Below are 24,051 nucleotides of genomic sequence, written 5' to 3'. Positions count from 1 at the left end.
TGCATATCGCTTCACGCAAGACGGCGTGCCCGGAGCCAGCAACGAGCTTGGTGAGCAGCTTTAATGCGTACTTTCCATACGCACTCCCTCCTGTGGCCATGAAGAGATCTAAGTGCGGGCACACAAACATGATTGGTTCACAAGATCTCGCGCTGATCGCTGAATCGCGCGAGCATCTGTCGAATCTGCATATTTTCTTGACGAAGATATTTCATCAGCAAAGCCTTAAGCCGTCGATTCTCTTCTTCAAGTGCGATTAGCTCCTCGCCTGAGATATCGTCGTGGCTGGCGTTTGATTGGCCGCTTGTCATTTCGTCGGCATTATCGATATTCGCTTCACGTCGACGCTTTATGTTCTTTCGAGACCGGCTGGAAGAGCCCTCTTTCGGTTGTGAAACAGAGGCGAAGATCGCCCCATCGTCCTTCTGAGACGGGCACGTTTGTTCGGTTTCGAGAGAGGACGCCGCAATCCGTTTATCATCGCCGGTTTCAACCTCGTCGTTGAGATGAGTCTCTGGTATTGGATCCGACCACAGCTCGCTTTCTCGCTTCGGAACATCTGAGACGGTGTCAGGCTCGAAGAGATGTGGTGCGTCTGCCTCCGCCTCGCGCGCCAGCGTCTTGAGGTCGGTATCACCCCAGATAGAAGCTGGCTGGATCGTTGATCTGCGCCGGGCCGATTTGAGCTCGACAACGAATTTTCGCTGCTGTGTTTTCATGTATGTCCCATCTTTGAGATCGTAAGGAGGATTACGATCGGTCAAATCGCTCAAGCATCTTTTTAAGCTGATCATTCTGCAAAAGCAGCTTTTGAGCCAATTTAACCCTCAGTTGCGTGATTTCCTCGTCCAGGTTTGTCACCTCTTCGAAAAAGCCGTCCTCAGACGATGAGGATGTCTCATCTTGAGCATTGCTTGAGACAGCTGTGCTCTGCGCAGTGACGTCAATGTGAACTCCTTTCGCATGTGCCGGCTTTTTCGTCCGCGGTATGCCAGGGACCCGACTGCGCGTATTGCTTTCAAGCGGCACCGCGGAAGCTTCAGCGCTCGGCTGCCCGACCTCCGGAGGCGACAGTTCTTGAACCTCGTCACCTTCAACCGGTGCCGCACCTTCAATTTCGACCTCACCTTCGAATTCTTTTGAATCAGTCCTTATGATCTCAATAGATCGGCTTTCATCGGGCTCGGAGCTACTGGAGGGCTCTGGTGGGTTTAGCGCAAGCTGCGGTACGTCTTGAGTTTTGCTTTGGCTTGCGTCGGTATCGACACCATGCCCAATCGAACTTTCGGGTGCGGACTGTCGCCGCGACGTTAATCGAGCAAGGAATTTCCAGGGTAATTTCATAGTGCCTCAACCTCGACCAGTCCGTATCCATAGTGGCGCCGCAGCTTGACACCGGGCTCGGAAGGCGAGCCCGGCGAACGCATCTTCTGCCGAGAAGGATAGCTCAGGTCGATTTCGCCACCATCCCGCTGTTGATCGGCGATCAATCTAGCCCGAGCCGCTTGCGCAGATCGGCATTTTCGGCACGCAATTTCTCTGCCAAGAGGTTACGCAGCCTCTTATTCTCTTCTTCCAGCTGAAGAAGATCCGCCATCTCGTCCCTTGCCGAAATGGCCGTCGTACCTTTTTGCACGGACTGCTGTGCCGGCCTCTTGGCTGCAGTGTCCTTTATGGGTTCCTTGACGGAGATGTCGGCCACCTGCATTTCGACAGGCTGGGACTTTGTGTCTGCGGCTTGGTCGCTACGCTTCCTGCGACCTCGCGGCGCCTTCGCGGGTTTCCCAACCTGCGTAGTACCCGCTGCCTCGGCAGTTGCTTTCGGGCGTCGCGGAGCGCGCTGTTTTTTAGGCGCCGGCGTTTTTACCGGTATATTCGTGTCTGCCATCTCAGTGCTTGTGCCAGTATTATTCTCGTCAGCCATGAGTATCTCCCTCTGTCGGCAGGAGTTCTTTTCGGCTGAGTGAAAGACAGAGTCAACATTGGTGATTTTGTGGCCTACTTTTTGGACAGCACCTCTCAAAACTCGTGCCTAAAGGCGAGCGGCTGGCCTGCGGACTTTGGCAATGAAAAAATGCAGAGCTTGCGAGGTCGAACCGTCTGTCGAACGACGAGTTAGCGACCACATCTGCCAGGAAAGGGAGCTCCCCCTACCAGCTTCTGCGATCGCTCACGTCATTCAATGTTCGGATTTTCCTAAATCATTTGCAATAGATCGATGCTTCAGCTGGCACCCGATTCTTGACAGATATGTGCAAAGCCCGTTTGCACCGTCATGGAAATTGGCCCTTGGTTTGACCGACAAAGAGGATACGAAATGCGTGCACCATCAGGTTCTGTTCCCGGACTTTGCTCTGCCTCCGCCACCATGTTCGCTGTCGGAATGGCGTTCCTTGGCTATTGGGGAGTGTATGAGCCAGGCGGCTGGCATCGGTCCGATTTGATCGTCGTGTCTTGGCGCTAATCGGTTTTGCGGCGCTTGGCTCAGTTCCTTGGATCGTAACGACCCCTGTCGCGGAGGAAGGCCAGGAAAAGATCGTAGCCGCCAGGCGAGCGCTGTTGCTGGGCGTCGCATTGATCTGGTTGTCCGTTCTCGTGTCGTTTTTTTCTTAAGCCTCAGTCCGCACCAGACTGGGATTGCAGGGTCTGTGCAGTTCCTTGGCTGGATCGAGCACATCCAGTACGCAACTCCATGCGCCAACAGCTTCAGCTGCCCAGGAACCCCCAAATCCACCAGCAATTTGTTGCAATTCGGTTTTCGAGAAAGATGGCGGTTTTCATTTGAAATGTGGATGATTGCAAAGGATTTGACCAGATGCGGTCTCTAAGGACTGGGGCCGTTCTCTGCTTAGATTATGAAATTCAGCAATTCGCAGACGACGAGACCCGCCGCGCCGCGCAGGCCGGCGACATCTTCACGATCGCCGAGGGCAAGGGCGATCTCGTTATCTCCGGGATTGAACATCAGTTGCCTGACGCTCTTTCGAATAAGATCTAACATCAATTTTCCGCCATGCACGATGTCGCCATGCAAAGTGATGCAGCTGGGTGCCATCAGCTGTTGAAGGTTCACTAACCCGACAGAAATATTGGACGCGTAGTCTTCAAGCAGTTCTTTTGCCCCTTTAGCGCCAGTTTCGGCGAGCCACACCAAGCGGCTCGCATCCAACAAGCCAGCCTGCGGCAGGCCCCTGGCCCTTGCTTCGCCTCTCAGCCATGGCAGTGTCGCGATCGTTTCCCAACATCCGCGTCGTCCGCATCTGCACATTTGGCCATTGAGTTGCACGATGGTATGGCCGATCTGGCAGTGTTTACCCCCGGCGGCCCTATAAGGATGTCCATCGACATAGAGGGCCGCGCCCAACGACTGACCGATGTAAACGACCGCAAAATTTCTCTGTCCACGTCCTTGCCCGAACCAACGGTCGCCAACCAGCAAGGCTCTGGCATCTTGGTCGACGCAAGCCGGAACCCCGAAACGCTTTGCTAACTCCGCTTTTATCGGAAAGCCATGAAGGTACGGCGCGAAATCCATAGCCGCGATCGAGCCCGTTTGCGGGTTGAGCTCTCCTGCAACTGCCATGCCGATGCCTAGAACCTCTTGGTCGGCAGATGCGACTGACTTCTCAATGCAGGCACTGACGATCTGAAATGCATCGGCAGCATCTGTCAGATCTTTCGCCAAATCCACCTCGTGTTGAGCATAGAGCTCGCCCTCCAGAGAGACCAAGCATGTGTGGACACGGTCGTGCATCAGCCGAACTGCGCAGATCGGCTTGGCCCCTTTCGAGAACCACAGCTTTGTAGCGGGTTTTCCGCCGGACCGATCGGGGGGTACCAGGTCGCCTTCTTCAAGAATACTCTGATTGATCAGTGGTTGGACTATGCCGCCGATGGTTGCGCGGCTGGCACCGGTGACGCGCGCAAGCTCGACCCTGCTGGACGGACCCATATCGTAAAGGGCCTGCAGCAAGCGTCCTCGATTTGCAATCCCTAGCGTCCGCGCGGCGATTAGGGGATGAGCTGGCCTAAATCCTTTACTGTCGCTCTGGTCCCCCTCGGCCGGCCTGATGAGGCGCTTGCCAGATCCTTCGTGAGTGTTCGCGTTGCTCGCACACGCAATTGATGGTTTTTCCGTTCTTTTTATCATGGACTCCGTCTGATCCGACTTTCTCTTGTTGTGGAAACTCGATCGTCTTTACGCCACTCCCGCCTGAGTGCCTGCAGTCGTTGCCGAACGCTCCCGAACCCCCGAACCGATATAGCAATCATCACACACCTGCTTTTCTCCACCGCCGTTTGAATGTTCATTTCGAAAACGAAGAATTATCCTTCGAGTATATATTTATATTCGGGATTAAAATTTCCAAAAACCGGAGCACTACAACAGAAAGTCCCACAAACGCAAAATATACTTTTAAATATATTTCAGAACTACTGTTGATCTGACCTCCTAAAACATTAGAACTCTTCAGCAAATCGACAGACATCGACGTAACCAATCGCCGGAGGAATAAATGAACGAATTTGCCAGCAATAATCTGGACCTCTGTGAGTCCGGAGGGCACCAGCGAGAAAGGGATCTCGCTCTCCTTGGTGGGGAGCCCACCGTTCCTTCCGGGCGGATCACGCCTTGGCCAGCCACACAGACGGAGCATTTGGATGCACTCCGCGAAGTTGTAGACAGTGGAAAGTATCATCGGGTCAATCACCCTATCGTGGCCGATTTGGAGCAGGATCTCGCTACTTGGACGGGGAAGTGGAAGGTGCGCGCCGTCGGCAGTGGTACGGCGGCAATCCATATCGAGCTTGATTATTTTAAAGGTCGAGGCGAGCAGGTGGTGACTGCGGCGCTAAATTGGCCGGGCGCGGTGGGGCCAATTGCGATTAGTGGCCTTCAGCCCGATTTCGTTGATGTCGACATGAACCTCGCCGGGATCGATCAAGACGCGGCAGCCGACCGATTCGGACCCGGTGTCGGAGCGGTTCTCATTACCCATCTCTTCGGGAATAACATTCGTGTTCCTGATGCAAGATCTGCCGCGCGCGCCGAAGGGATTGCCGTGATTGATGACGTCTGCCAATCGATCGGCGCCATAAAAGCGATCGCAAATGGGGCATACATTGATACAGACGCCCTCGCTTTGTCTGGCAACGGCGCCAAGCATCTTGGAGCCGGCGAGCTCGGATTCGTGATTACGGAGGACAAAGATCTAATTGAACATGTGGACTGCGTTTCACTGACGAGTTCATCTCGAAACGGAGATCGGACTTTTTCGCCGTCTTCAGCAGGATATAACTACCGTCCGAACGTCTTCTCCTCCTCCATAGCAAAAATGCGATTGAGCAACCTCGAGACACAACTTCAGATTCGAAGGAATAATGGGAAAATTCTATGGGAAATGATCCGAGATCTCTCCGGTATATTTCCCCTCTTCGACCCATCTGACTGCAATCAGTCCATGCTCAGCTTCCCACTTCGCATCGAGCCGGAAGCTCTCGGTTTTGGTCCGGGTCCGACGGCAAGGGATACCATCGTCAAACTGCTGCAGGCGGAGGGCGTGCCCGTTTTGATCTGGCTCAGGAAGCCAGTGTTCGAATATCTGCCGAATATTGCCAAGGATTGGAAAGCCGCCGATTTTCCAAACACGGTAAAACTTTTAGATACCATGTTTTGCGTATCGGAAATCGCGCCACCCAACGAAGCCGGGGTAATGGAACTTTACGCAGAAGCATTTCATCGGGTCTGGACGGCTCTTTCCAAGTTTGGCCCAAAGATTTCCGATATCATGACAACCGTCTGAACAAGCTGAATCCAAGCAAAGTCACCTTCGCGCTTGCTCTCTTGCAACGCCGTTTTCCAGCGACAACGGAGTGATCCCATGACCTCGTACAAAACGCCAAAACTTCTGATTTTCGATTGTGATGGAGTCCTAATCGACAGCGAAATCATTGCGACAGCGGTTCATATCGAAGTGTTGGCAGCGCACGGATATAATATAGCTGCGGAGACTTACAATCGTCGCTTCACAGGCATGACTGATCGGCAAACCTATTCAACCATCGAAGCTGAGTCTGGCTTGCGCTTGCCGGCGGGGCATCATGAATATGCTATGGCAGAAATTGGTAGACGGTATGCCAGCGATCTCAAAGCCATCTCAGGCGTCAACGAAGTTCTGGATGCCATTGATGTGGCGCGTTGCGTGGCATCGAGCAGCAATCTGAAGGAACTGCATTTCGCGCTCAAGCTAACAGACCTCTACGATTATTTTTCGCCGAATGTATTCAGTGCTTCCCAAGTCTCACGTGGCAAGCCCGCCCCGGATCTTTTTCTATTTGCGTCTGAGAGAATGAACACGTCGGCGGATAATTGCTTGGTCATCGAAGATAGCGTTGCCGGGGTCCAGGCGGCTGTGGCGGCTAAAATGCGGGTAATTGGTTTCGTCGGTGGTTCTCATTGTCCTCTTGGACATGCTGAAAAATTGCTGGAAGCCGGCGCCATGAGAACATTCAGCCAGATGGCGGCTTTGCCAGAAATTCTATCAAGTTGATGGTTGGGCGATGGTGTGCCAGGCAGGCTGGAGCCGTAGCGAGCGAACCAAACGCGCAAATGCGTTTGCGTTGGAGGGTTACCCAGGTGAGGACCCCTTTTGTCCGCGGCTACTGATCAGCGTCAGATTATCCCGCTGCAATGCTCTTTAGGAAGAGCTTCAATCTAAAGCAACCCGACACTCGGCAAATAGGAAGAGACGATGGCTGAAAAGCAAATACACATTCAAGCTCCAATAGTGATTGAGTATCTGGAGAATTGTCGCGATCTGGTTCCGGTTTGTGCAAGCTGGTCCTTTGGGCAATGGGGTTGTCAGGCCAATGGCTCATTCGAGCAGACACAGCGTGAGTTCCAAGCCTCCTCAAGAAGTTCTATGCCGCTAACTTTGGTTGCTAGCGAAGACAGCAGACCCACAGGGATGATCAGCCTTTCCAATTGTGATTTTAAAGGAAGGCCTGATCTTTCGCCCTGGCTAAAGTCGCTGTACGTCCATCCATTTCATCGCAATAAGGGTACAGCTTCATTGCTGGTTAAGAGGCTGGAACACGAAGCTTTGCGCCTCGGCTACGAAAGGCTTTATCTTACCACGGAGAGCGCAAAGCTCCTCTATACAAAGAATGGCTGGTCGGAAATGGACCACGTACAGACACCTTATGGTGATGCGACTTTAATGACAAAGATGTTGCTGGTCGCAAGTACGGCCTAGGTCAGACGGGCCAAGGGGCGCCTGTGTTGGTCTGCGTGTACTCAAACCTCCTCCGGGACTCCAACTGATCTGACCGTGTGAACATATCGTAGACTGCCATGAATCGTGTTTCGGACCATCAGATCATGGAAGGCGTGACCTCAGCCAGACTGTCATCTATAGTGGACTTCAAAAATCACGTCCCCACGAATCCTTAAGCAGCCCAAAGCGTTGTGGCGTTTGAATTTCCCGGCGTCACGCGGTCTTCAATTGCATCGACAGAGGAAACTGAAAAATGTGGCTTTGCGAGAATGCTCTCCAATGTCGCGGAATAGCCGTTCCAACTTCCGCTGGTGAACAGGTCCCCGCAAAGGCTGACGCGGCCTATAATGCGGTACTTCAATTGCTTTACCGCTATGCTCGCGTGCCGGTGCAACATCTTAGTGATCAGGAGCTTGCCTGCGAACTGGACCTTGGGCGGACACCGATACGCGAAGCACTCATCCGACTTGCCGCAGAGGGCAAGATCGTTTCGATCCCTCAGAAAGGCTATTTCACCAGGCCGCTCGTGGAGGGAGCATTGTTGGACTTGTATGGTATCGCACGTCAAACCCTCACCTACGCGCTCTGGCGTATGCGGCCGCATGTGCCGGATACTGACGGCGAGCGTGACAACCCGCCCCGCGACCAGCTCGCGATACATGCCGAAGCCGTCTTTGCCCAAATTGCCCAGCTGTCGGCAAACTGCGAAATCTGCCGAATTGTCGACAAATTCTGTTTTTGCTCACATCCCGTCCGGATGGAAATAATTATCTCGGAGCTTGGCCCTTCCTACGAACAAAGCCTTGCAAGGCTGATCGACGCGATGCGGTTATTGAGCAAGGCAACGGGCGCGGTGGAATCAGCATTGATGAGTCACCTTGATCTCGAACAGAACGCGCTCCCACGCGTCGTACAAGAGGTAAACAGGCGGCGGTCGACAAGTTTTCCTCGGCTGGTGAGAAGTTTGTAAATATGCAGTTGTGATTGCCGAAATCGAGCTCCGCGGCTGGACACATGACGGCAACCTTCGTCATGCCTCCTACAAGGGTTTGCGCGAAAACCAGGATAATGCCGCTGTCTTCGACATCGCCGAGCGGCCTGCGAGGGCGCTCGACCCTTTCGAGGAGCGCCCTATCGAACCTGGACGATCGCGCGCGGCGGGCCGAGCAAATCACCTGCTGACATTACTCACCCCAAATTCGTCCGCCGATGCCCCCATTTGGAGCGATCTCGTCGATACGCTTGAGGTCCGCGTCCGTCAGTACCAGTTCCGCGGCGGAAATGTTCTCCGACACACGTTGCTGATTGCGAGCACCTGGGATCGGCACGATGTAGTCCTTTCGCGTGAGCAGCCAAGCCAACGCAAGCTGGGAGAGGCTGACGCCTTTCGCCGCGGCGAGCGAGGTGAGCTCTTTTGCAATCTCGACGTTCTTGGCGAAATTCGCCGGCGCCCACCACCCGAGGTTCTGCCGGAAATCGTCGGCGGCGTATTGATCGCGAGATGCTACGTGGCCAGTCAGGAAACCACGCGCCAACGGGGAATAGGCAACCAGTCCGATGCCTAATTCTTCAAGGACCGGCAGCAGCGGCTCCACGTCCCTGGCGAGGATGGAATACTGGTATTGCTGAATCGAGATAGGGGCAACGGCACTGGCGCGACGGATGGTGTCCTCATCCGAGTTGGAGAGGACCGAGGCATTTCACCTTACCCGCGTGGACAAACTCCTGCATCACGCCGACCACGTCTTCGATCGGGACGTTGGGGTCGGGAATGTGCTGGTAAAGCAGATCGATGGTGTCGATGTTCAGATTCTTGAGTCTGGAGTCCACAACGTCACGGATGGTCTCCGGCCGGGAGTCAGGGGAGTAGCTTTCCGTCAAGCCGAATTTCGTTGCGATCGTCACCTGATCACGAATTGGCCGCAGCGCAATGCCGAGCAGCTTCTCACCTTCACCCCAGCCGTACATGCGTGCGGTGTCGAAGTGGGTGACGCCGAGCTCATGGGCGCGGCGGATGGCCGTGATCGATTCCTGATCGTCGCTGGGGCCGTAACCGATGGCGGTGCCCGTGGCACCGTAACCAATGGCGCCGACCGTAAGGCCGTGTCGGCCAAGCTTGCGTTGCTGCATCGTGAATGTCCTTTCTTATCCGATGCGCCCATTTTGAGTTTGACACTTCGATTGACGATGTCCGATCCTACCGTTTCATTGCCTGATCCTGCTGATCGCTTGACGTTTGCAGGCTAACGAGGGCAGAGGGCCCCATGACCGATCTTGCCCAGCTCAAAGCCATTGTCTTGCGCCATGCAGGCAAGCCCCAACCGAAGATGCCGCGGGTCAGCGTCAGCACCTTCGATCGACCGTCGGAGCCGGGCTGGCGGTCTACAACCCGGTTGTCTGCTTCGTGCTGCAAGGATCCAAGCAGGTCTTCATCGGCGACCAGGTGCTTGAGTATGGCGCCGGCCACTGCATGGTCGTGGCGGCCGAACTCGCCGCCATGGGACAGATCAGCGAAGCGTCACCCGAGGAGCCCTATGTCGCTCTCAACCTCTACATCGATCCGGAGGTAATATCCGCACTGCTCCTGGAGATGGGCAGCATGCCGGAACCCCCAATGAATAAAGGATTCGGCTTCAGCCCCGCAGGGCCGGCATTGATCGACGCCTGGCGGCGCCTCGTTGAACTTCTCGACCGCCAGGATGAAATCCCGATCATGGCGCGTCACAGGGAGCACGAACTCATGTTTCGCTTGCTCATGGGACCTCAAGGGGCGTTGCTCCGGCAGATTGCCGGCAACGGTAGCCGCCTGTCCCATGTCCGGCGGGCAATGGCATGGATTCGCGAGCATTACACGGAGCATCTCAGCATCGCAGCCATGGCCACTGTGGCCGGCATGAGCGTGTCGGTGTTCCATCGCCGCTTCAAGGCGATTAGCGGCTTGAGCCCGCTCCAGTACCAGAAGCAAATCCGCCTGCACGAGGCGCGTCGGCGCCTGATCGCGGAGCGCTCAGAAGCAGCAAGCGTCGCCTACGCTGTCGGCTACGAGAGCGTTTCGCAGTTCAGTCGCGAATACAAACGGCTGTTCGGCGCACCACCCCGGCAGGACGCCGGAAAACTGCAGAACATCGTTGAATCGGTAGCCTAGTCTTCTTAGAGCTCATGCACGAACCAGCGCGCGACAGGCTTCAATTTCGCCCAGATGATCCAGCACCCAGGTCGCCAGTTGCATGATCGGTGCGGCAAGAGACCTGCCGAGATCTGTCACGCCATACTCGACCTGAGGCGGCACGGTCGCATAGACCTTGCGGGTCACCATCCCGTCCGCTTCCAGAGACTTCAGGTTGCGGGTGAGCATTTGTTGGGAAATCTCGCCTATCACGCGTTTCAACTCATTGAAGCGCCGCGGCCGGTCGGCAAGCATCGTGATCTTCAGGATGGTCCATTTGTCGCGGATGCGGCCGAGAATCGCGTTGACCCTGCGACAGTTGGGGTTTGGTATAAGGCTGATTTGGCGGGACAGGCATATGCATGTGACTACGCCTCGAAAATATGCGTTGTTGCGGCATCGGCAGTCAGTAACGACCGTTCCTGCCAGATCATCGACGTGGGATTTGAAGTGGTGGAACGAGAGAGCACACGACAGTCTGATTGGGTCTCGCGCAAACCCTAAGCTGGTTCCGGCGATGAGTCGTGATCGGCGGCGCGTCGGAACTCAAACAACGTCGTTCTTTGCCTCACAGGACTTGACGGGGTGTGGCCCATAATGGAGATGTCGCTTCGTGGCTTTGCCGCTCAATTCTCCCTTCTTCGCGTAGGAGAAAGTCACTTTGAACAGAAAGTCACCGGTCTATCTGAACGCGCTGCGTGCCTTTGAAGCCAGTGCACGTCACGGCAGCTTCTCCGGGGCTGCCGAGGAACTCAAAGTCACCTCAGCTGCGGTAGGACAGATGGTGCGGGGGTTGGAGGATTGGCTGGGAATGCCGCTCTTTCATCGTACCACCACCGGAAAGGCGAGGCTTACCCCGACCGAACGGGCCGAACATGCCCTTCCCGATATCAGGGCAGGGCTCGATCAGCTAGTCATTGGGCTGGAGCGTCTTCGCGCGTCCGCAACGAGCGGAATCCTCAACGTAACCGTCAGTCCTGCTTTCGCCGCCAAATGGCTATTGCCCCGCATCGACCGCTTCCAGGCCAGATGTCCGGAGACCGACATTCGGCTCGAGACGAGCCTGAAGCTGGTCGATTACAAGGCACATGGAATAGACATTGGCGTGCGCTACGGAGATGGAAGCTGGCCGGACCTGATCGCCGAAAAGCTGATGGACGAGGAAGTCTTTCCTGTCTGTTCGCCCAGGTTTTCAGAAATTGGAAGTCTAAACGTCCCAGCCGATCTGACGCGCCAGACGCTCATACACGATCTCTCCGTGGACCCGGCACTCGGTTTTGTCACCTGGGACCGCTGGCTGCGCGCCGGCGGCGTATCAGATTCCCAGCCGCAAAGGGGCATGAGTATCAATAATTCCGCTGCCGTCCTGCAGGCTGCGATCGAGGGTCGGGGCGTAGCGCTGGCCCGCAGCATCCTCGCCCATGACGATCTGACTGCGGGAAGGCTCAAGCGGCTCTTCCCCGATGTGACCGTGCCATCGACGCTTGCCTACTACATCGTCTACCGGTCGCAGTATGCGTCGCTGCCGAAACTGCAGGCCTTTCGCAACTGGCTGCTTGAAGAAGCCGGCACGGCACGGCCCTAACTCGGCCGCAGCGCAGCGCGCCAAGATTTTCTTTGCCGCGCCCAAGAAACTCTCATTTGTCAAGCCGGCCATGCGGGCGCATCAAACGGCGCATATGCATTTTTGGCGAGGAACATCCCTCGCCGCGTGCGGCCAAGCGAAACCCGAAAGTATGACCGTGGCTTATCTCCAAATCACCCTTCAGATCGCCGCCGCGAACCGTCGCGCTGCCATCGGCATCTATCAGAAATACAAGGAAACGTTCCTCACAGACATCGGAGCGACCTCCAAGGAGCTTCTGATCCGCGACGATGACGTGCAGGTTCTCCATGGGTTCAACAGCGTTGAGGACGCAGGGCCTATCTCGAAAGCGAACTCTTCAACGACGACGACGTCACCGATTGAAGCCGCTGCTGGCGGCAGCGCCGGACATTCGGATTTACGCCATCGCCTGAACTGCAGCGAGCATAACATCCAGATAACCCGCTAATGGCTTCAACGACAACAATATCGACTAAGGCCATTGTCATCGTCGGCGGCGGCCTTGCCGGACTTACGGCAGCCTATCACCTTCATCGCAACGGGCTCGACTTTACCCTGGTCGAGGCACGGGAACGGCTGGGCGGCCGCATTCTCACGGCTGACCCGCAAACCGATGTCTCGCACGACGGTTTCGATCTCCGCCCTTCCTGGCTGGCCCGACATGCATCCGTCGGTTCAGGAATTTGCACGCGAGTTGGGGGGTCGATCAGACCTGGCAGAGCTGGATCAGTTTGGCAGGCAGCGAACAGCACTCAACGATCCCGGTTATCTGGCTGGGGCCATCGAAGCCGGTGAGCGTGTGGCCACGCCCCTGATCACCAGGCGAGACGGAGATCGTTCATCCCCTATCTTGAAATGCGAGGAAAGGAGCAGGTCATGAAAACAACCTATCGGGCGATGCAGATATCCACGTCCGGCGGCCTTGAGCTTGTGGACCGACCGACGCCGGGCGACGAAGAAGTGCTGATTGCGGTTGAAGCCTGCGGCATCTGCGGCGCGGATTTAAGCGACATCGACAAGGCGGACCGGAGACTACAGCCGCCGCGCGTTCCCGGCCACGAAGTGGTCGGCCGGATCATCGCGCTTGGATCAAACACGCCCTCGGCTTGGAAGCTCGGCCAGCGCGTCGGCGTTGGCCGGCTCGGCGGGCATTGCAACGAATGCAATGAATGCCGTGGCCGTTTCAATCTATGCCGCAACCAGCCCGTTCTCGGTTCTTCCTGCGATGGCGGTTACGCGGAAATGATGATTGCGCGCGCGACCGGACTCGTTTCCATTCCGGACAAGCTTTCATCGGAAGAGGCAGCACCGATCCTTTGCGCCGGCATCGCCACATTCAATGCCTTGAAGAAATCGGGCGCTGAGGCAGGCGATACGGTTGCTATTCTCGGAATAGGCGGGCTCGGGCACATGGCGCTGCAATATGCCCGCAAGATGGGCTTCCGCGTGGTCGCGGTGGGTCGGGGCGACAATATTGCCGAAGATGCTGTGAAGCTCGGCGCCCATCGTTACATTGACACGAACAAGGAAAATGCCGCCGAGGCTTTGAATAAGATGGGCGGCGCCAAAGCGATCCTGACCACGATCGGCAATCCGGACGCCGTCTTGGTTTTGATGCCTGCACTTACACCGGAAGGCCGCCTGGTCGTGCTCGGCGTCGGCAAGGATCCCCTGCCGGTATCGACTGGATATCTGGTGGGCGCTGAGCGAGGCGTGATCGGCTCAATTACGGGGTCGCCGTTCGAGAACGAGAAGACATTGGACTTCAGCGTCCTGGCCGGCGTGCGGCCGATGATCGAAACCATGCCGCTGGAGCAGGCCGCCGAAGCGGTCCGAAGAATGCGTTCCGGTGAGGCGAAATTCCGGATCGTTCTGACGATGGGAGACCAGACCAATGCGGATCAATGAAGACCTGACAAAGCCGGTCATCGCCCATGCGGCCAAGCTCGACTGGGTGCCGAGCCCCGCCGCCGGCGTCGACCGACGGATGCTCTACCGCGTCGGCGGTGAAGTCGCGCGTGCGACCTCGATCGTGCGCTACGCGCCGGCAAGCGCCTTTCCCCGCCATGTCCATAGCGGCGGCGAAGAAATTCTTGTGCTTCAGGGGACGTTCCAAGATGAGCATGGCGACTATCCGGCCGGAAGCTATTTCCGCAACCCGCCCGGCACCTCGCACGTACCGGCGCCGGAGGAGGGCTGCATGATTTTCGTGCGCCTTTGGCAGTTTCGTCAGGGCGACAGCATGCAGATTGTCCGGCAGCCAGGCGAAGGCCAAGCGGCCCCATTGCGCGCCGGCGCCCGTGCGGCGCGTGTTCTCTTCGAGGATATCGCGGAACGCGTTTCGATCGAGACCTGGCAGTCCGGCTCAGCCATTGCCATCGAAAATCGCCGTGGCCTCGAATTTCTGGTGCTGTCCGGCAGCCTGATATTGCAGGGCGAGACGCTGGAGCCGCAATGCTGGGGACGGTTGCCGGCAGGCAGATCATTTGAGGTGGCGACAGGCCCAGAGGGCGCCGAAATCTGGATCAAGGACGCCCCTCTTCAGCACGCCGATGTGCTGCCGATGCCCTCCTCGGCCAAATGGGGATCGCCGAGGCGACGTTCCGCGACAAGGACGATGTCGCGAAACAGGAAAAAATTGCGTCAAGAAACGTCTGGGTTCTGACGGCGGCACAGTCGCTCGGGGGCGCCAATTCTCCCATCGTCATTTCGCTCGGCGGGCTCGTCGGCCAGCATCTGGCATCTGATCCGGCCGCAGCAACTTTGCCGGTCAGCATGCTCAACCTGGGGCTTGCTCTGGGAACGCTGCCGGCTGCGGCCGTTATGCGCCGGTTCGGACGGCGCGCCGGATATATAATAGGTGCAGCGCTCGGTACGATCGCGGGGATCGTTGCCACGATGGGCATCGTCCAATCAAGCTTCATTGTCTTCTGCATGGGCACGCTGATCGCCGGTTTTTACTCGGCCTATGTCCAGAGCTACCGCTTTGCGGCGACCGACGGCCTGACTGGCGCCGGGCGTGACCGCGCAATATCGCGCGTGATGGTCGGCGGGCTGATTGCTGCCATCATCGGGCCGCAACTCGTCATATGGACGCGTAACGCTCTGCCGGGACATGCCTTTGCCGGCAGTTTCCTCAGCCAGGCGATGCTCGCCCTGCTCGCGGTGCCGATCCTTTTGCCACTGCGCCGCCCGGCGGGTTCCGCCGCCGTGCATGCCACCGCCATCAGCGCCCGCCCGCTTGCACAGATACTGACCTCGCCAGGCTATCTGCTGGCCGTTGCGACCGGCGTCGTCTCCTACGGCCTGATGACCTTCGTCATGACGGCGGCACCTATGGCCATGGTCGGACACGGCCATTCCGTCGATTCCGCAGCGCTTGGTATTCAGTGGCACGTTCTCGCCATGTTCGGGCCAAGCTTCATTACCGGCCGCCTCATGGCACGCTTCGGCAAGGAGCGCGTGGCGGCGGTGGGACTTCTCCTGATCGGCGGGTCGGCGCTTATTGCGCTCAGCGGTGTCGATATCGCGCACTTCTGGGGATCGCTTATCCTCTTGGGGCTGGGCTGGAATTGCGGCTTCATTGGCGCCACGGCGATGGTTGCCGAGTGTCATTCGCCATCCGAACGCGGCAAGGCGCAGGGCGCTAATGCATTTATGGTGTTCGGGACAGTTGCCTGCGCCTCCTTTTTCGCCGGTTCGCTGCTGCACAGCTCAGGCTGGAGCACGGTCAACTGGCTTGTGCTGCCGGCCGTAGCTTTTATGCTCGTTCCGTTGGTATCGCGCGCCGCCAGCTTACCCCGCAACAGATGAGGAAGGACTCTAGTGTCGGTTTCCGCGCGTCGCTCGATCAGATTGTACTCGCGCTTCATGTCTTGAGGCCGCAGCGCGTTTCTACGAGCGCTTGGCTTCCGGCGTGGCGCGCGCAACCGTCACCCAGGACGCCTTGGCATGGCAATCGGTTTTGTCTCGGACGGCTAATGCGGCAGGACACGCAACTTGCGCGGCGAACGAAACTGCCTCACCACGCATCCCGCAATCACGCGAGGGGTGTGCGGCCCATCTCTCGGGCAAGCGTCAGGAAGCCATCGATATAGGAGATGGTCTCCTCGCCGCGCCTGACGCCCAGATTGATGCTCTTCCGGATGCCGGCTTCTCCGAGGCTGAGCGCCCGTATCGGCATTCCTGCCCCATCCTCGTGCAGCAACCAGTCCGGAAGGACGGTGACCCCCCTGCCCGCGCAGACGAGTTGCAACATCAGGTCTACGGTTTCGGCCGTGCGGTGCTGACGGGGCCGATAATGGGCGGGAACGAGAAACTTGGTGTAAATGTCCAATCGCTCTAGGGTGACGGGAACAGTGATTAGCTCTTCGTCCATCAGATCGTGCGGTTGCACGCATGTCCTGCCGGCAAGAGGATGGGACTCGTGCACCATAAGGACCAGCTCGTAATCGAACACGGGCGTGAACAGCAGCTCCGGCGCCTCTACCGGGTCCGGCGTTATCAAGAGGTCGATTTCATAACCGAGCAGCGCCTCGACCCCGTCGAAGCGAAAGGCGGTGCGCACGTCGAAATCCACGTCGAGCCACTGAGCCAGATAGGGTGTCGCCATTCTCGAGAGCCAGCGCTGGCAGGGATGGCATTCCATGCCAACTCGGAGCATTCCTCTTCGCCCCAATGAGAAGTCTATGAGGACCCGTTCCGCGTGCTCCAGTTGCGGCAGAACCCGCTCGGCCACGGTGAGCAGGTATTCGCCCGTTTGCGTTAGGCGCAAACCCCGACCGGTTTTCATCCAGATCTTGATGCCATGCCGATCCTCGAACTTCGCGATCGTGTGGCTGAGCGCCGACTGTGTGACGTTCATCTTCTCGGCCGCCGCGGTGACGCTGCCGTGACGGTTGACTTCCCTCAGGATCGCAAGATGCTGCCGATCTATCATTATGACCTCCGCTCATCACCACATGAATTCATACCATTTCCATTCATAATGAACTGCGATTAACCTTTTCGTCAACCATGATCCTGCCGAGGCAGCCGCGACGGACGAAAGGAAATGTATTGACGAAGCTTGCAACTGCGCCGCATCCGCGTGGGGATCACGCCATGCCGTCATCTATTTTTGACGAGGTCATCGATCGCAAGAACAGCAACTCGATGAAATGGGCTTTCGCCGAGCGCCTGCTGTCCGCAGACGAAGCGGCCGCCGATCCTCTTCCCATGTGGGTTGCCGATACCGATTTCAAAGCCCCGCGACCGGTCATCGATGCGCTTGCCGAGGCTGTCCAGCACGGCGTCTTCGGCTATCCCGGCGGCATGACCAAAAATTACCTTGAGGCCGTGACCGGATGGCAGGCAAAGCGCTTCGGTTTTGACGTGGCGCCGGAATGGGTTGTTGCCTCGGCCGGCATCATTACCATCCTGAAGGTCGCCGCACAGGCGTTTTCCGCGCCTGGCGACTCCATTCTCATCCAGCCGCCCGTCTATGCCCATTTCCACAACGACATGCTGATGAATGGCCGTCATCTGGCCTTCGCCCCGCTCGTTCGCACCGAGGACGGCTACCGGTTCGATGCCGCCATTTTCGAGGCGGCCATACGGCCCAACACGAAGATCTTCATCCTCAGCAATCCGCACAATCCGACCGGAAATGTCTGGTCGGAAGAAGAACTGCGGACCATGGGAGAGATCTGCGCCCGGCACGACATTCTGGTGATTTCCGACGAAATTCACCAGGACCTGATCCTCAACCCGGCGAAGAAACACATCGCCTTCGCATCGCTGGGCGAAAAATTCGCGCAAATGAGCATCACGTGCACCGCGCCGAGCAAGACCTTCAATCTGCCGGGTCTGCAATGCGCAAATATCTTCGTGCCGAATCCGCGGCTGCGTGGTGAACTGCTGCGCCAATACGACCGCAACATGTTCCCGCTGGTCAACGTACTGGGCATGGTCGCTTGCGAAGCGGCCTATGCCCATGGCGAACCCTGGCTGGAGGAGATGCTCGCCTATGTGCGCGGCAATCACCTCTATTTCGCGGATCGGATCAATAATGCGACCGACAAGGTCCGCGTGCTTCCGGCAGACTCGCTCTATCTCGCCTGGATGGATTGCCGTGGGCTCGGCATGGATGCCGCAACACTCGAAAAATTCATGCTGACCAAGGCGCGCGTCTGGCTCGACAAGGGCCAGAAGTTTGGGATTGAGGGCCGCGGCTATATGCGCGTCAATCTCGGCTGTCCTCGCTCGACTGTCGATGATGCGATCACCCGCATCAACGCCGCCATCTCTAAACTGTGAGGCGCGCCGATGTCTCAAACGATTGAAAAACGCATGGCCGAACTCGGGCTAGAACTGCCTGAAGCGGCGAAGTCGGTAGCGAACTATCTCCCCATCGTCGCAAGCGGCAATCTCATTCTCACGTCGGGTCAGCTGCCACTGTCGAACGGCAAGTTGATTGCCACAGGTCTCGTCGGCCGCGAGCTTGACGTCACGGCCGCAGCGCTGGCTGCCAGACAATGCGCCTTGAACATCCTCGCCCAGGCGCAGGCACATCTCGGCAGCCTCGATCGGATTGCACGGATCATCAAGATCACGGTCTTCGTGGCTTCGGCTGAGGACTTCACCGAGCAACATCTCGTTGCAAACGGGGCGTCTGATGTCCTCCTCGCTGTCTGCGGCGACAAAGGCAAGCACGCGCGCTCCGCCGTCGGCGTCGCCGCTTTGCCGATGAATGCACCCGTCGAGATAGAGGCGATGCTCGAAATCGACCAATAACAATACGTGTCACCAGGCTCTGCGGAACGACGAACAATCGGGAACTCAACCGATCCCAAAGCGGAGAACCGGCAGGAAGCCGCTGCTTTCGGATCACAAACCGGGAGAATGTCAATGAAGAAGACTTTGTTGTTGGCCACAGTGGCCGCGGCGACGCTGACGGCGGGCATAGCGTCGGCCGGCACGATGGCCGACGTCCAGGCGCGTGGCAAGCTCAACTGCGGCGTGACCGGTGGTCAGGCTGGTTTCTCCGCGCCGGATGCGTCCGGCGTTTGGCAAGGCATGGACGTCGCCTATTGTCGGGCGATCGCCGCCGCGGTCCTGAAGGACCCCAATGCGGTGAACTTCGTGCCGACGACCGGCCAGACGCGCTTTACGGCGCTCGCATCGGGCGAAATCGACATCCTGTCGCGCACTACGACCTGGACGTTTTCGCGCGACGTCGACCTCAAGTTCACCTTTGCCGGCGTGAATTTCTATGACGGGCAAGCCTTCATGGTGCCAAAGGCGCTCGGCGCAAAGAGCGCCAAGGACCTGAACGGCGCGACGATCTGCATCCAGACAGGCACCACCACCGAGCTGAACCTTGCGGAATATTTTCGCAAGAACAGCATGACCTACGAGCCGGTACCGGTCGAGAACAATGCCGACATCGCCCAGAAGTACTTGGCTGGCGCCTGCGACGTTTATACCAGCGACGGATCGGACCTCGCCTCTACGCGCTCCAGCTTCAAGACTCCGCAGGACCACGTCATTCTTCCGGATGTCATCTCGAAAGAGCCATTGGGTCCGCTTGTGCGTCAGGGCGACGACCAATGGGCTGATGTGGCGCGATGGACGTTGCAGGCGCTGATTGCTGCCGAAGAGCTCGACGTCACCGCAGAGAATGTCGAGAAGCTTTCCGCCGGCACCGACAACCCCGAAATAAACCGCCTGTTGGGCAAGGAAGGCAATCTCGGCGAACAGCTCGGCCTCGATGCCGCCTGGGCCAAACGTGTGATTGCCGCCGAGGGCAATTACGGGGAAATCTTCGCCAAGAACATCGGCGAGAAAACGCCGATCGGATTGGCCCGCGGACAAAACGCCTTGTGGAACCAGGGCGGTCTTATGTACCCGCTGCCGTTCCGCTGAGAGCCTTCAAGGTGCGGGCTTGCCCCCGCGCCTTTCGCTTTCGCCTCGTCTGCCCGCACCGAAGGCCGCGCAGACCTTCAGGGAGATATCTCGCATGACAATGAAAACCGGTGCTCCGCGCCAGCCGTTTCACCTGGGCATGCTGTTTAACGACACCCGTTATCGAGCACGGACGATCCAGATCCTGGCGTTCATCCTGCTCCTGCTTGCGGCAGCGTGGCTGGTCGACAACACGATTCGCAATCTCGCCGCACTTGGAAAAGACTTCTCCTTCGGTTTTCTATGGAGCACGGCCGGTTACGACATTTCTCCGCATGCCATCGACTACTCCAGCACAAGCACACACGCCCGTGCCGCCGTCGTCGGCCTGCTCAACACGCTGATTGTCGCCGCAATGGCGTGCTTGACCGCATCAATTCTTGGCGTTTTGGCAGGGGTGCTGAGGCTTTCAGACAACTGGATCGTCGCCCGCTTGATGACGGTTTATGTCGAGAGCTTCCGCAACATTCCGGCTCTGCTCTGGATCATCGTCGTAGCTGCGGTGATGTCGCAGGCGATGCCGACACCGAACGCATTTCGCGGCGAGCATCCCACAGCAGCGATAATGCTCTGGGACAGCATCGCGGTTACGAACCGCGGCATCTACCTACCCACGCCCGCCTTCTCGCAAAGCCTGGGGCCGGCTCCTGATGTGCTTGGAGCATTTGATCTCAATTACGTAGCGATTCTGACTATTGTGGCGCTTTCACTCATCGGGCATCGGGGATTGGTAAAAGCACGCCGCGCAGGTCCAAGGCAAAACCGGTCAGCGCCCGGCCACGTGGTGGAAGAGCCTGGGCGTCTTTGCGTTGCCGATGATAATCCTCCTTTACGTACTCGGCTTCCACTTAGACTGTCCGGCCTTGAAGGGCTTGAACTTCACCGGCGGTCTGCAGTTGCGCAATGCCTTCATCGCGCTCTGGATAGGGCTGAGCCTCTATACCGGCGCCTTCATTGCGGAAATCGTTCGTTCCGGCATTCTTGCCATTTCGAAGGGCCAGTCTGAAGCGGCGCATGCGCTTGGGCTCTCCTCAGGACGCACGATGCGTCTGGTAATCTTGCCGCAGGCCCTGCGGGTCATCGTGCCGCCGCTGATCTCGCAATATCTCAACATCACGAAAAATACGTCGCTGGGCCTAGCCGTCGGCTACATGGATCTCCGTTCGACGCTCGGGGGCATCACGATCAACCAGACCGGGCGCGAGCTCGAAGGCATGCTGATGCTGATGCTGACTTATGTCGCGATCAGCCTCAGCATCTCGGCTGCCATGAACATCTACAACAATCGCGTCAGCCTGAAGGAGCGTTGAGATGAACATGCAAAACCTCTCCTTTGTGCGCCAGGACATGGTCGCCGCATCGCCAAGGCCTTCGGGGCGAGGGGGGACGCTCGAATGGACGAGAAAAAATCTTTTCAACAGCTGGCTCAGCACGCTTCTAACAGTCGGGTCCGTACTTACGGTCGCATGGCTCATCGTGGCCGTCGCACCATGGCTCGGCAATTCAGTCTGGCGGGCCAACTCACTTGTCGAGTGTCGGCAAGTCCTGGGCGATGCGCCGGGCGCGTGTTGGGGCGTGATCCGCGACCGCTGGCCGCAGCTTCTCTTCGGTTTCTACCCTGCGCATCTCTACTGGCGGCCGGTGCTGGCATTCGCGCTGCTCTTCGCCGCTTTGGCGCCAGTTCTGCTCCGCGCTTTGCCGCGACGGGCTCTCTGGTTCAGCATCGTCTACCCCGGCATAGCCTATTTCCTGATCTGGGGTGGCAGCCTCTGGTTTCCGATCTCGGTCTATTTCGGCTTCGCTGTCGGCGCTGGACTGTTCATGTTGGCAGCACGGGCCGGAAAAGGGCCGAGCGTCGGCATTGCTGTCATCGGCGCGAGCGTCTGGTGGGTTTATGCGGCCCAGCCGATCTCGTCCCTCGCAGACGGCATGGCTCCAATCGCTCTCGATAGCATCGCCTCGCGCGATGTCGGCGGCTTCCTGCTATCGATCATCATTGGCGTAACAGGGATAGCTATGTCGCTGCCGCTCGGGATCCTGCTTGCACTTGGCCGCCGTTCCAACCTGCCCTCATCCATATGCTGAGCGTCGTGTTCATTGAATTCATCCGCGGCGTGCCGCTGATCACGCTCCTTTTCACGGCTTCGCTGCTGCTCAACTACTTCCTGCCGCCCGGCACGAACTTTGACCTCATCCTGCGCGTTGTGATCATGGTGACGCTCTTTGCCAGCGCCTATATGGCCGAGGTCATTCGTGGCGGTCTGGCCGCTCTACCGAAAGGACAGTATGAGGCGGCGGAAGCGCTCGGCCTTGACTACTGGAAGTCCCAGCAGCTCGTCATCCTGCCGCAGGCCCTCAAGATCTCAATCCCCGGCATCGTCAATTCCTTCATCGGGCTGTTCAAGGACACGACGCTCGTCATGTTCATCGGATTGCTTGACCCGATCGCCCTTGCCGCCGCCATTCGTGCCAACACCAACTGGCAGGGCATATACTGGGAGCTCTTCATCTTCATCGGCGCCGTGTTTTTCGTCTTCTGCTTCAGCATGTCGCGCTACTCGCAATATTTGGAGCGTCGGCTGAAGACCGACCACCGGTAGGAGGATATCATAATGACCAACATCATGATGAAAACGGCGTCGTTACAGGACGACCGGCCAAGTCTTGCAGATATCGCCGTCGAGATTAGCGCCATGAACAAGTGGTATGGCGAGTTCCACGTCCTGCGCGACATCAATCTCACCGTGCAGCGGGGCGAGCGGATCGTCATTTGCGGACCGTCCGGCTCCGGAAAATCAACCATGATCCGCTGCATCAATCGGCTTGAGGAACATCAGGCCGGCAAGATCGTCGTCGACGGTATCGAACTGACCAACGACCTGAAGAAGATCGAGGAAGTCCGCCGCGAAGTCGGAATGGTGTTCCAGCATTTCAATCTCTTTCCGCATTTGACGATCCTTCAGAACTGCACCCTCGCACCGATCTGGGTCCGCAAGATGCCGCAAAAGGAAGCCAGGGAACTCGCCATGCACTTTCTTGAGAAAGTGAAAATACCGGATCAGGCGCATAAATATCCGGGTCAGCTCTCCGGCGGGCAGCAGCAGCGCGTGGCGATCGCGCGAGCTCTCTGCATGAAGCCGCGGCTGATGTTGTTCGATGAGCCGACCTCCGCGCTTGATCCAGAGATGATCAAGGAAGTGCTCGATACGATGATCGCGCTTGCCGAAGAAGGCATGACCATGCTCTGCGTCACCCATGAAATGGGTTTTGCCCAAGCGGTGGCCAACAGGGTGATCTTCATGGATCGGGGTCAAATCGTAGAACAGAACGAACCCAAGGCATTTTTCGGCGCGCCGCAATCGGAACGCACGCGCGCATTCCTCAGTCAGATCTTGGGTCACTAGGCAATAGCTACCGTTGAAGTTTGGGCACTGGCCGTATAGCATTTGATGACACAGCAGTGTCAGTGACGAACCGACTCGGGACTGCACGGACATCTGTTTGAGGCGGTCTAAATCCAAGCACTGACGCCCTGAACTTACCGGCAATCATCCGGAGACATTCATATCTTGGCCAAGTTTCTATTCTCGCGCCTCGCCGCGGGAATTCTCAGTGTTTGGATTGGCAACCTTCCAACCGCATCTAACGCGGGGGACATGATGCACCCGTAGGGCGTGCGGACCGCCGATTGGCTCCGCCTCAGCACCCGTCACCGTGATCGAATACTCGTCGCCGACCTGCCCCCATCGCGTCGAATACCGAACGCATGTCGCACTGCAGATCGAAGAGGAATTCGTCCGCACCGGTAAGGTCAGGATTGTCTTCCGACTAATTGTGCGCAACAATGTGGACATGGTCATCTTGATGCTTGCCGAACGGCAGCCCGCACCGAAGTCCCAGCAAATCCTGGATGCCTATTATGCAAGGCATGACGAGATCGTGCAATCGAGCAACATCGAACAGCACGGCGCTGAATCCGGGTTAACAGTCATGCTCGGATGATTTCGGCCATGTATTGTGGGTTTCTGCCTGCTTTGTTTCGTCTGAGTTTGATACTG

At 57.6% G+C, this 24,051-nt stretch carries 27 protein-coding genes and 3 pseudogenes; 22 read left to right on the top strand and 8 right to left on the bottom strand.

Going from position 1 to position 24,051, the window contains the following annotated elements; all coding sequences use genetic code 11:
• Positions 1-137: 137 nt before the first annotated feature.
• The 3 genes from GGD46_RS26775 to GGD46_RS26765 all read right to left on the bottom strand — a co-directional run bounded on the left by GGD46_RS26775 (position 138) and on the right by GGD46_RS26765 (position 1,924).
• A complete protein-coding gene (locus GGD46_RS26775; protein ID WP_244441506.1) occupies positions 138-773 on the bottom strand; it encodes a hypothetical protein in 636 nt (211 codons plus the stop codon).
• Complete coding sequence (locus GGD46_RS26770) at positions 751-1,344, bottom strand: hypothetical protein (RefSeq protein ID WP_004112823.1); 594 nt, start codon at positions 1,342-1,344, stop codon at positions 751-753. Before GGD46_RS26770 ends, GGD46_RS26775 begins: the two co-directional genes overlap by 23 nt.
• 142 nt (positions 1,345-1,486) lie before the next feature.
• Positions 1,487-1,924 carry a hypothetical protein gene (locus tag GGD46_RS26765; RefSeq protein WP_004112820.1) on the bottom strand — a complete coding sequence of 146 codons (438 nt, stop codon included), beginning with the start codon at positions 1,922-1,924 and terminating at the stop codon, positions 1,487-1,489.
• Between the two features lie 393 nt (positions 1,925-2,317).
• Here GGD46_RS26765 and GGD46_RS34025 point away from each other — a divergent pair.
• Positions 2,318-2,613, top strand: a pseudogene (locus GGD46_RS34025) (hypothetical protein).
• Between the two features lie 235 nt (positions 2,614-2,848).
• On the opposite strand, the gene GGD46_RS26760 reads toward GGD46_RS34025, so the two are convergent.
• Positions 2,849-3,973 (bottom strand): ROK family protein, encoded by a 1,125-nt coding sequence (locus GGD46_RS26760; RefSeq protein WP_240535390.1) that lies wholly within the window; start codon positions 3,971-3,973, stop codon positions 2,849-2,851.
• 544 nt (positions 3,974-4,517) lie between these two features.
• Here GGD46_RS26760 and GGD46_RS26755 point away from each other — a divergent pair.
• The 5 genes and pseudogenes from GGD46_RS26755 to GGD46_RS34020 form a co-directional block, all read left to right on the top strand.
• Positions 4,518-5,804, top strand: coding sequence for a DegT/DnrJ/EryC1/StrS family aminotransferase (locus GGD46_RS26755; RefSeq protein WP_004112816.1), 1,287 nt, complete (start codon positions 4,518-4,520; stop codon positions 5,802-5,804).
• A 78-nt stretch (positions 5,805-5,882) separates the two neighbouring features.
• Positions 5,883-6,551 carry an HAD-IA family hydrolase gene (locus GGD46_RS26750; protein ID WP_004112813.1) on the top strand — a complete coding sequence of 223 codons (669 nt, stop codon included), beginning with the start codon at positions 5,883-5,885 and terminating at the stop codon, positions 6,549-6,551.
• 201 nt (positions 6,552-6,752) lie between these two features.
• Positions 6,753-7,256 (top strand): GNAT family N-acetyltransferase, encoded by a 504-nt coding sequence (locus GGD46_RS26745; protein WP_004112810.1) that lies wholly within the window; start codon positions 6,753-6,755, stop codon positions 7,254-7,256.
• A 274-nt stretch (positions 7,257-7,530) separates the two neighbouring features.
• Complete coding sequence (locus GGD46_RS26740; RefSeq protein ID WP_004112807.1) at positions 7,531-8,247, top strand: GntR family transcriptional regulator; 717 nt, start codon at positions 7,531-7,533, stop codon at positions 8,245-8,247.
• Positions 8,248-8,257: 10 nt separating this feature from the next.
• A pseudogene (locus tag GGD46_RS34020) lies at positions 8,258-8,380 on the top strand (ATP-dependent DNA ligase); the annotation flags it as partial.
• Between the two features lie 81 nt (positions 8,381-8,461).
• Here the strand turns inward: GGD46_RS34020 and GGD46_RS34320 are convergent.
• Positions 8,462-8,908 (bottom strand): aldo/keto reductase, encoded by a 447-nt coding sequence (locus GGD46_RS34320; RefSeq protein WP_276307812.1) that lies wholly within the window; start codon positions 8,906-8,908, stop codon positions 8,462-8,464.
• 40 nt (positions 8,909-8,948) lie between these two features.
• Positions 8,949-9,407, bottom strand: coding sequence for an aldo/keto reductase (locus GGD46_RS34315; RefSeq protein WP_004112801.1), 459 nt, complete (start codon positions 9,405-9,407; stop codon positions 8,949-8,951).
• A 274-nt stretch (positions 9,408-9,681) separates the two neighbouring features.
• Here GGD46_RS34315 and GGD46_RS26730 point away from each other — a divergent pair, with 274 nt between their 5' ends.
• A complete protein-coding gene (locus GGD46_RS26730; protein ID WP_240535389.1) occupies positions 9,682-10,422 on the top strand; it encodes an AraC family transcriptional regulator in 741 nt (246 codons plus the stop codon).
• Between the two features lie 12 nt (positions 10,423-10,434).
• On the opposite strand, the gene GGD46_RS26725 is transcribed toward GGD46_RS26730, so the two are convergent.
• The gene (locus tag GGD46_RS26725; RefSeq protein ID WP_004112797.1) at positions 10,435-10,698 is read right to left on the bottom strand and encodes a winged helix-turn-helix transcriptional regulator; all 264 of its coding nucleotides are present in this window, start codon (positions 10,696-10,698) and stop codon (positions 10,435-10,437) included.
• Positions 10,699-11,104: 406 nt separating this feature from the next.
• Between GGD46_RS26725 and gcvA the strand changes: the two genes are divergently transcribed.
• From gcvA to GGD46_RS26695, 6 genes are all read left to right on the top strand, one after another.
• Positions 11,105-12,028 (top strand): transcriptional regulator GcvA, encoded by a 924-nt coding sequence (gene gcvA / locus GGD46_RS26720; RefSeq protein WP_004112795.1) that lies wholly within the window; start codon positions 11,105-11,107, stop codon positions 12,026-12,028.
• Positions 12,000-12,497 carry a hypothetical protein gene (locus GGD46_RS34015; protein ID WP_240535388.1) on the top strand — a complete coding sequence of 166 codons (498 nt, stop codon included), beginning with the start codon at positions 12,000-12,002 and terminating at the stop codon, positions 12,495-12,497. The genes gcvA and GGD46_RS34015 overlap by 29 nt, the downstream gene beginning before the upstream one ends.
• Positions 12,497-12,844, top strand: coding sequence for an FAD-dependent oxidoreductase (locus GGD46_RS26710; protein ID WP_081598424.1), 348 nt, complete (start codon positions 12,497-12,499; stop codon positions 12,842-12,844). The genes GGD46_RS34015 and GGD46_RS26710 overlap by 1 nt, the downstream gene beginning before the upstream one ends.
• A gap of 81 nt (positions 12,845-12,925) precedes the next feature.
• Positions 12,926-13,957, top strand: coding sequence for an alcohol dehydrogenase (locus tag GGD46_RS26705; RefSeq protein WP_004112791.1), 1,032 nt, complete (start codon positions 12,926-12,928; stop codon positions 13,955-13,957).
• The gene (locus GGD46_RS26700) at positions 13,944-14,714 is read left to right on the top strand and encodes a cupin domain-containing protein (protein WP_004112789.1); all 771 of its coding nucleotides are present in this window, start codon (positions 13,944-13,946) and stop codon (positions 14,712-14,714) included. Before GGD46_RS26705 ends, GGD46_RS26700 begins: the two co-directional genes overlap by 14 nt.
• Positions 14,630-15,862: an MFS transporter gene (locus tag GGD46_RS26695; RefSeq protein ID WP_015341989.1), complete on the top strand. Its 1,233-nt coding sequence runs from the start codon at positions 14,630-14,632 to the stop codon at positions 15,860-15,862. Before GGD46_RS26700 ends, GGD46_RS26695 begins: the two co-directional genes overlap by 85 nt.
• A gap of 226 nt (positions 15,863-16,088) precedes the next feature.
• On the opposite strand, the gene GGD46_RS26690 is transcribed toward GGD46_RS26695, so the two are convergent.
• On the bottom strand, positions 16,089-16,988 hold the full coding sequence (locus tag GGD46_RS26690; RefSeq protein WP_004112786.1) for a LysR family transcriptional regulator: 900 nt from the start codon (positions 16,986-16,988) through the stop codon (positions 16,089-16,091).
• A gap of 119 nt (positions 16,989-17,107) precedes the next feature.
• Between GGD46_RS26690 and GGD46_RS26685 the strand changes: the two genes are divergently transcribed.
• The 9 genes and pseudogenes from GGD46_RS26685 (at position 17,108) to GGD46_RS26650 (ending at position 23,995) form a co-directional block, all read left to right on the top strand.
• Positions 17,108-18,346, top strand: a complete 1,239-nt coding sequence (locus GGD46_RS26685; RefSeq protein ID WP_240535387.1) for a MalY/PatB family protein — start codon at positions 17,108-17,110, stop codon at positions 18,344-18,346.
• A gap of 9 nt (positions 18,347-18,355) precedes the next feature.
• On the top strand, positions 18,356-18,823 hold the full coding sequence (locus GGD46_RS26680; protein ID WP_004112782.1) for a RidA family protein: 468 nt from the start codon (positions 18,356-18,358) through the stop codon (positions 18,821-18,823).
• A 114-nt stretch (positions 18,824-18,937) separates the two neighbouring features.
• A complete protein-coding gene (locus GGD46_RS26675) occupies positions 18,938-19,954 on the top strand; it encodes an amino acid ABC transporter substrate-binding protein (protein ID WP_004112780.1) in 1,017 nt (338 codons plus the stop codon).
• Between the two features lie 94 nt (positions 19,955-20,048).
• Positions 20,049-20,429, top strand: a pseudogene (locus tag GGD46_RS34450) (amino acid ABC transporter permease); the annotation flags it as partial.
• A 379-nt stretch (positions 20,430-20,808) separates the two neighbouring features.
• The gene (locus GGD46_RS34005) at positions 20,809-21,303 is read left to right on the top strand and encodes an ABC transporter permease subunit (RefSeq protein WP_081598423.1); all 495 of its coding nucleotides are present in this window, start codon (positions 20,809-20,811) and stop codon (positions 21,301-21,303) included.
• Between the two features lies 1 nt (position 21,304).
• Complete coding sequence (locus tag GGD46_RS34000; RefSeq protein WP_004112775.1) at positions 21,305-22,078, top strand: hypothetical protein; 774 nt, start codon at positions 21,305-21,307, stop codon at positions 22,076-22,078.
• 5 nt (positions 22,079-22,083) lie between these two features.
• A complete protein-coding gene (locus GGD46_RS33995; protein WP_240535386.1) occupies positions 22,084-22,593 on the top strand; it encodes an amino acid ABC transporter permease in 510 nt (169 codons plus the stop codon).
• A gap of 12 nt (positions 22,594-22,605) precedes the next feature.
• The gene (locus GGD46_RS26655; protein WP_004112771.1) at positions 22,606-23,397 is read left to right on the top strand and encodes an amino acid ABC transporter ATP-binding protein; all 792 of its coding nucleotides are present in this window, start codon (positions 22,606-22,608) and stop codon (positions 23,395-23,397) included.
• Between the two features lie 283 nt (positions 23,398-23,680).
• Entirely contained in the window at positions 23,681-23,995 is a 315-nt protein-coding gene (locus tag GGD46_RS26650; protein WP_081598422.1) for a thioredoxin domain-containing protein, read from the top strand.
• Positions 23,996-24,051: the final 56 nt, after the last annotated feature.

The sequence above is a fragment of the Martinezella lusitana genome, assembly GCF_014207095.1.
Taxonomy (GTDB): Bacteria; Pseudomonadota; Alphaproteobacteria; order Rhizobiales; family Rhizobiaceae; genus Rhizobium; species Rhizobium lusitanum_B.
This window is presented reverse-complemented; position numbering and strand designations above follow the sequence as displayed.

What these genes read in the sequence shown, in the direction of transcription:
- GGD46_RS34000 (WP_004112775.1), top strand. Translation starts at nt 21,305, where the DNA reads ATGAACATGCAAAACCTCTCCTTTGTGCGCCAGGACATGGTCGCCGCA.
- GGD46_RS26705 (WP_004112791.1), top strand. Translation starts at nt 12,926, where the DNA reads ATGAAAACAACCTATCGGGCGATGCAGATATCCACGTCCGGCGGCCTT.
- GGD46_RS26770 (WP_004112823.1), bottom strand. Translation starts at nt 1,344, where the DNA reads ATGAAATTACCCTGGAAATTCCTTGCTCGATTAACGTCGCGGCGACAG.
- GGD46_RS26675 (WP_004112780.1), top strand. Translation starts at nt 18,938, where the DNA reads ATGAAGAAGACTTTGTTGTTGGCCACAGTGGCCGCGGCGACGCTGACG.
- GGD46_RS26710 (WP_081598424.1), top strand. Translation starts at nt 12,497, where the DNA reads ATGGCTTCAACGACAACAATATCGACTAAGGCCATTGTCATCGTCGGC.
- GGD46_RS26655 (WP_004112771.1), top strand. Translation starts at nt 22,606, where the DNA reads ATGACCAACATCATGATGAAAACGGCGTCGTTACAGGACGACCGGCCA.
- GGD46_RS26755 (WP_004112816.1), top strand. Translation starts at nt 4,518, where the DNA reads ATGAACGAATTTGCCAGCAATAATCTGGACCTCTGTGAGTCCGGAGGG.
- GGD46_RS34005 (WP_081598423.1), top strand. Translation starts at nt 20,809, where the DNA reads ATGATAATCCTCCTTTACGTACTCGGCTTCCACTTAGACTGTCCGGCC.
- GGD46_RS26700 (WP_004112789.1), top strand. Translation starts at nt 13,944, where the DNA reads ATGCGGATCAATGAAGACCTGACAAAGCCGGTCATCGCCCATGCGGCC.
- GGD46_RS26750 (WP_004112813.1), top strand. Translation starts at nt 5,883, where the DNA reads ATGACCTCGTACAAAACGCCAAAACTTCTGATTTTCGATTGTGATGGA.
- GGD46_RS26765 (WP_004112820.1), bottom strand. Translation starts at nt 1,924, where the DNA reads ATGGCTGACGAGAATAATACTGGCACAAGCACTGAGATGGCAGACACG.
- GGD46_RS26725 (WP_004112797.1), bottom strand. Translation starts at nt 10,698, where the DNA reads ATGCTTGCCGACCGGCCGCGGCGCTTCAATGAGTTGAAACGCGTGATA.
- GGD46_RS26695 (WP_015341989.1), top strand. Translation starts at nt 14,630, where the DNA reads ATGGGGATCGCCGAGGCGACGTTCCGCGACAAGGACGATGTCGCGAAA.
- GGD46_RS26690 (WP_004112786.1), bottom strand. Translation starts at nt 16,988, where the DNA reads ATGATAGATCGGCAGCATCTTGCGATCCTGAGGGAAGTCAACCGTCAC.
- GGD46_RS26745 (WP_004112810.1), top strand. Translation starts at nt 6,753, where the DNA reads ATGGCTGAAAAGCAAATACACATTCAAGCTCCAATAGTGATTGAGTAT.
- GGD46_RS34315 (WP_004112801.1), bottom strand. Translation starts at nt 9,407, where the DNA reads ATGCAGCAACGCAAGCTTGGCCGACACGGCCTTACGGTCGGCGCCATT.
- GGD46_RS26740 (WP_004112807.1), top strand. Translation starts at nt 7,531, where the DNA reads ATGTGGCTTTGCGAGAATGCTCTCCAATGTCGCGGAATAGCCGTTCCA.
- GGD46_RS26680 (WP_004112782.1), top strand. Translation starts at nt 18,356, where the DNA reads ATGTCTCAAACGATTGAAAAACGCATGGCCGAACTCGGGCTAGAACTG.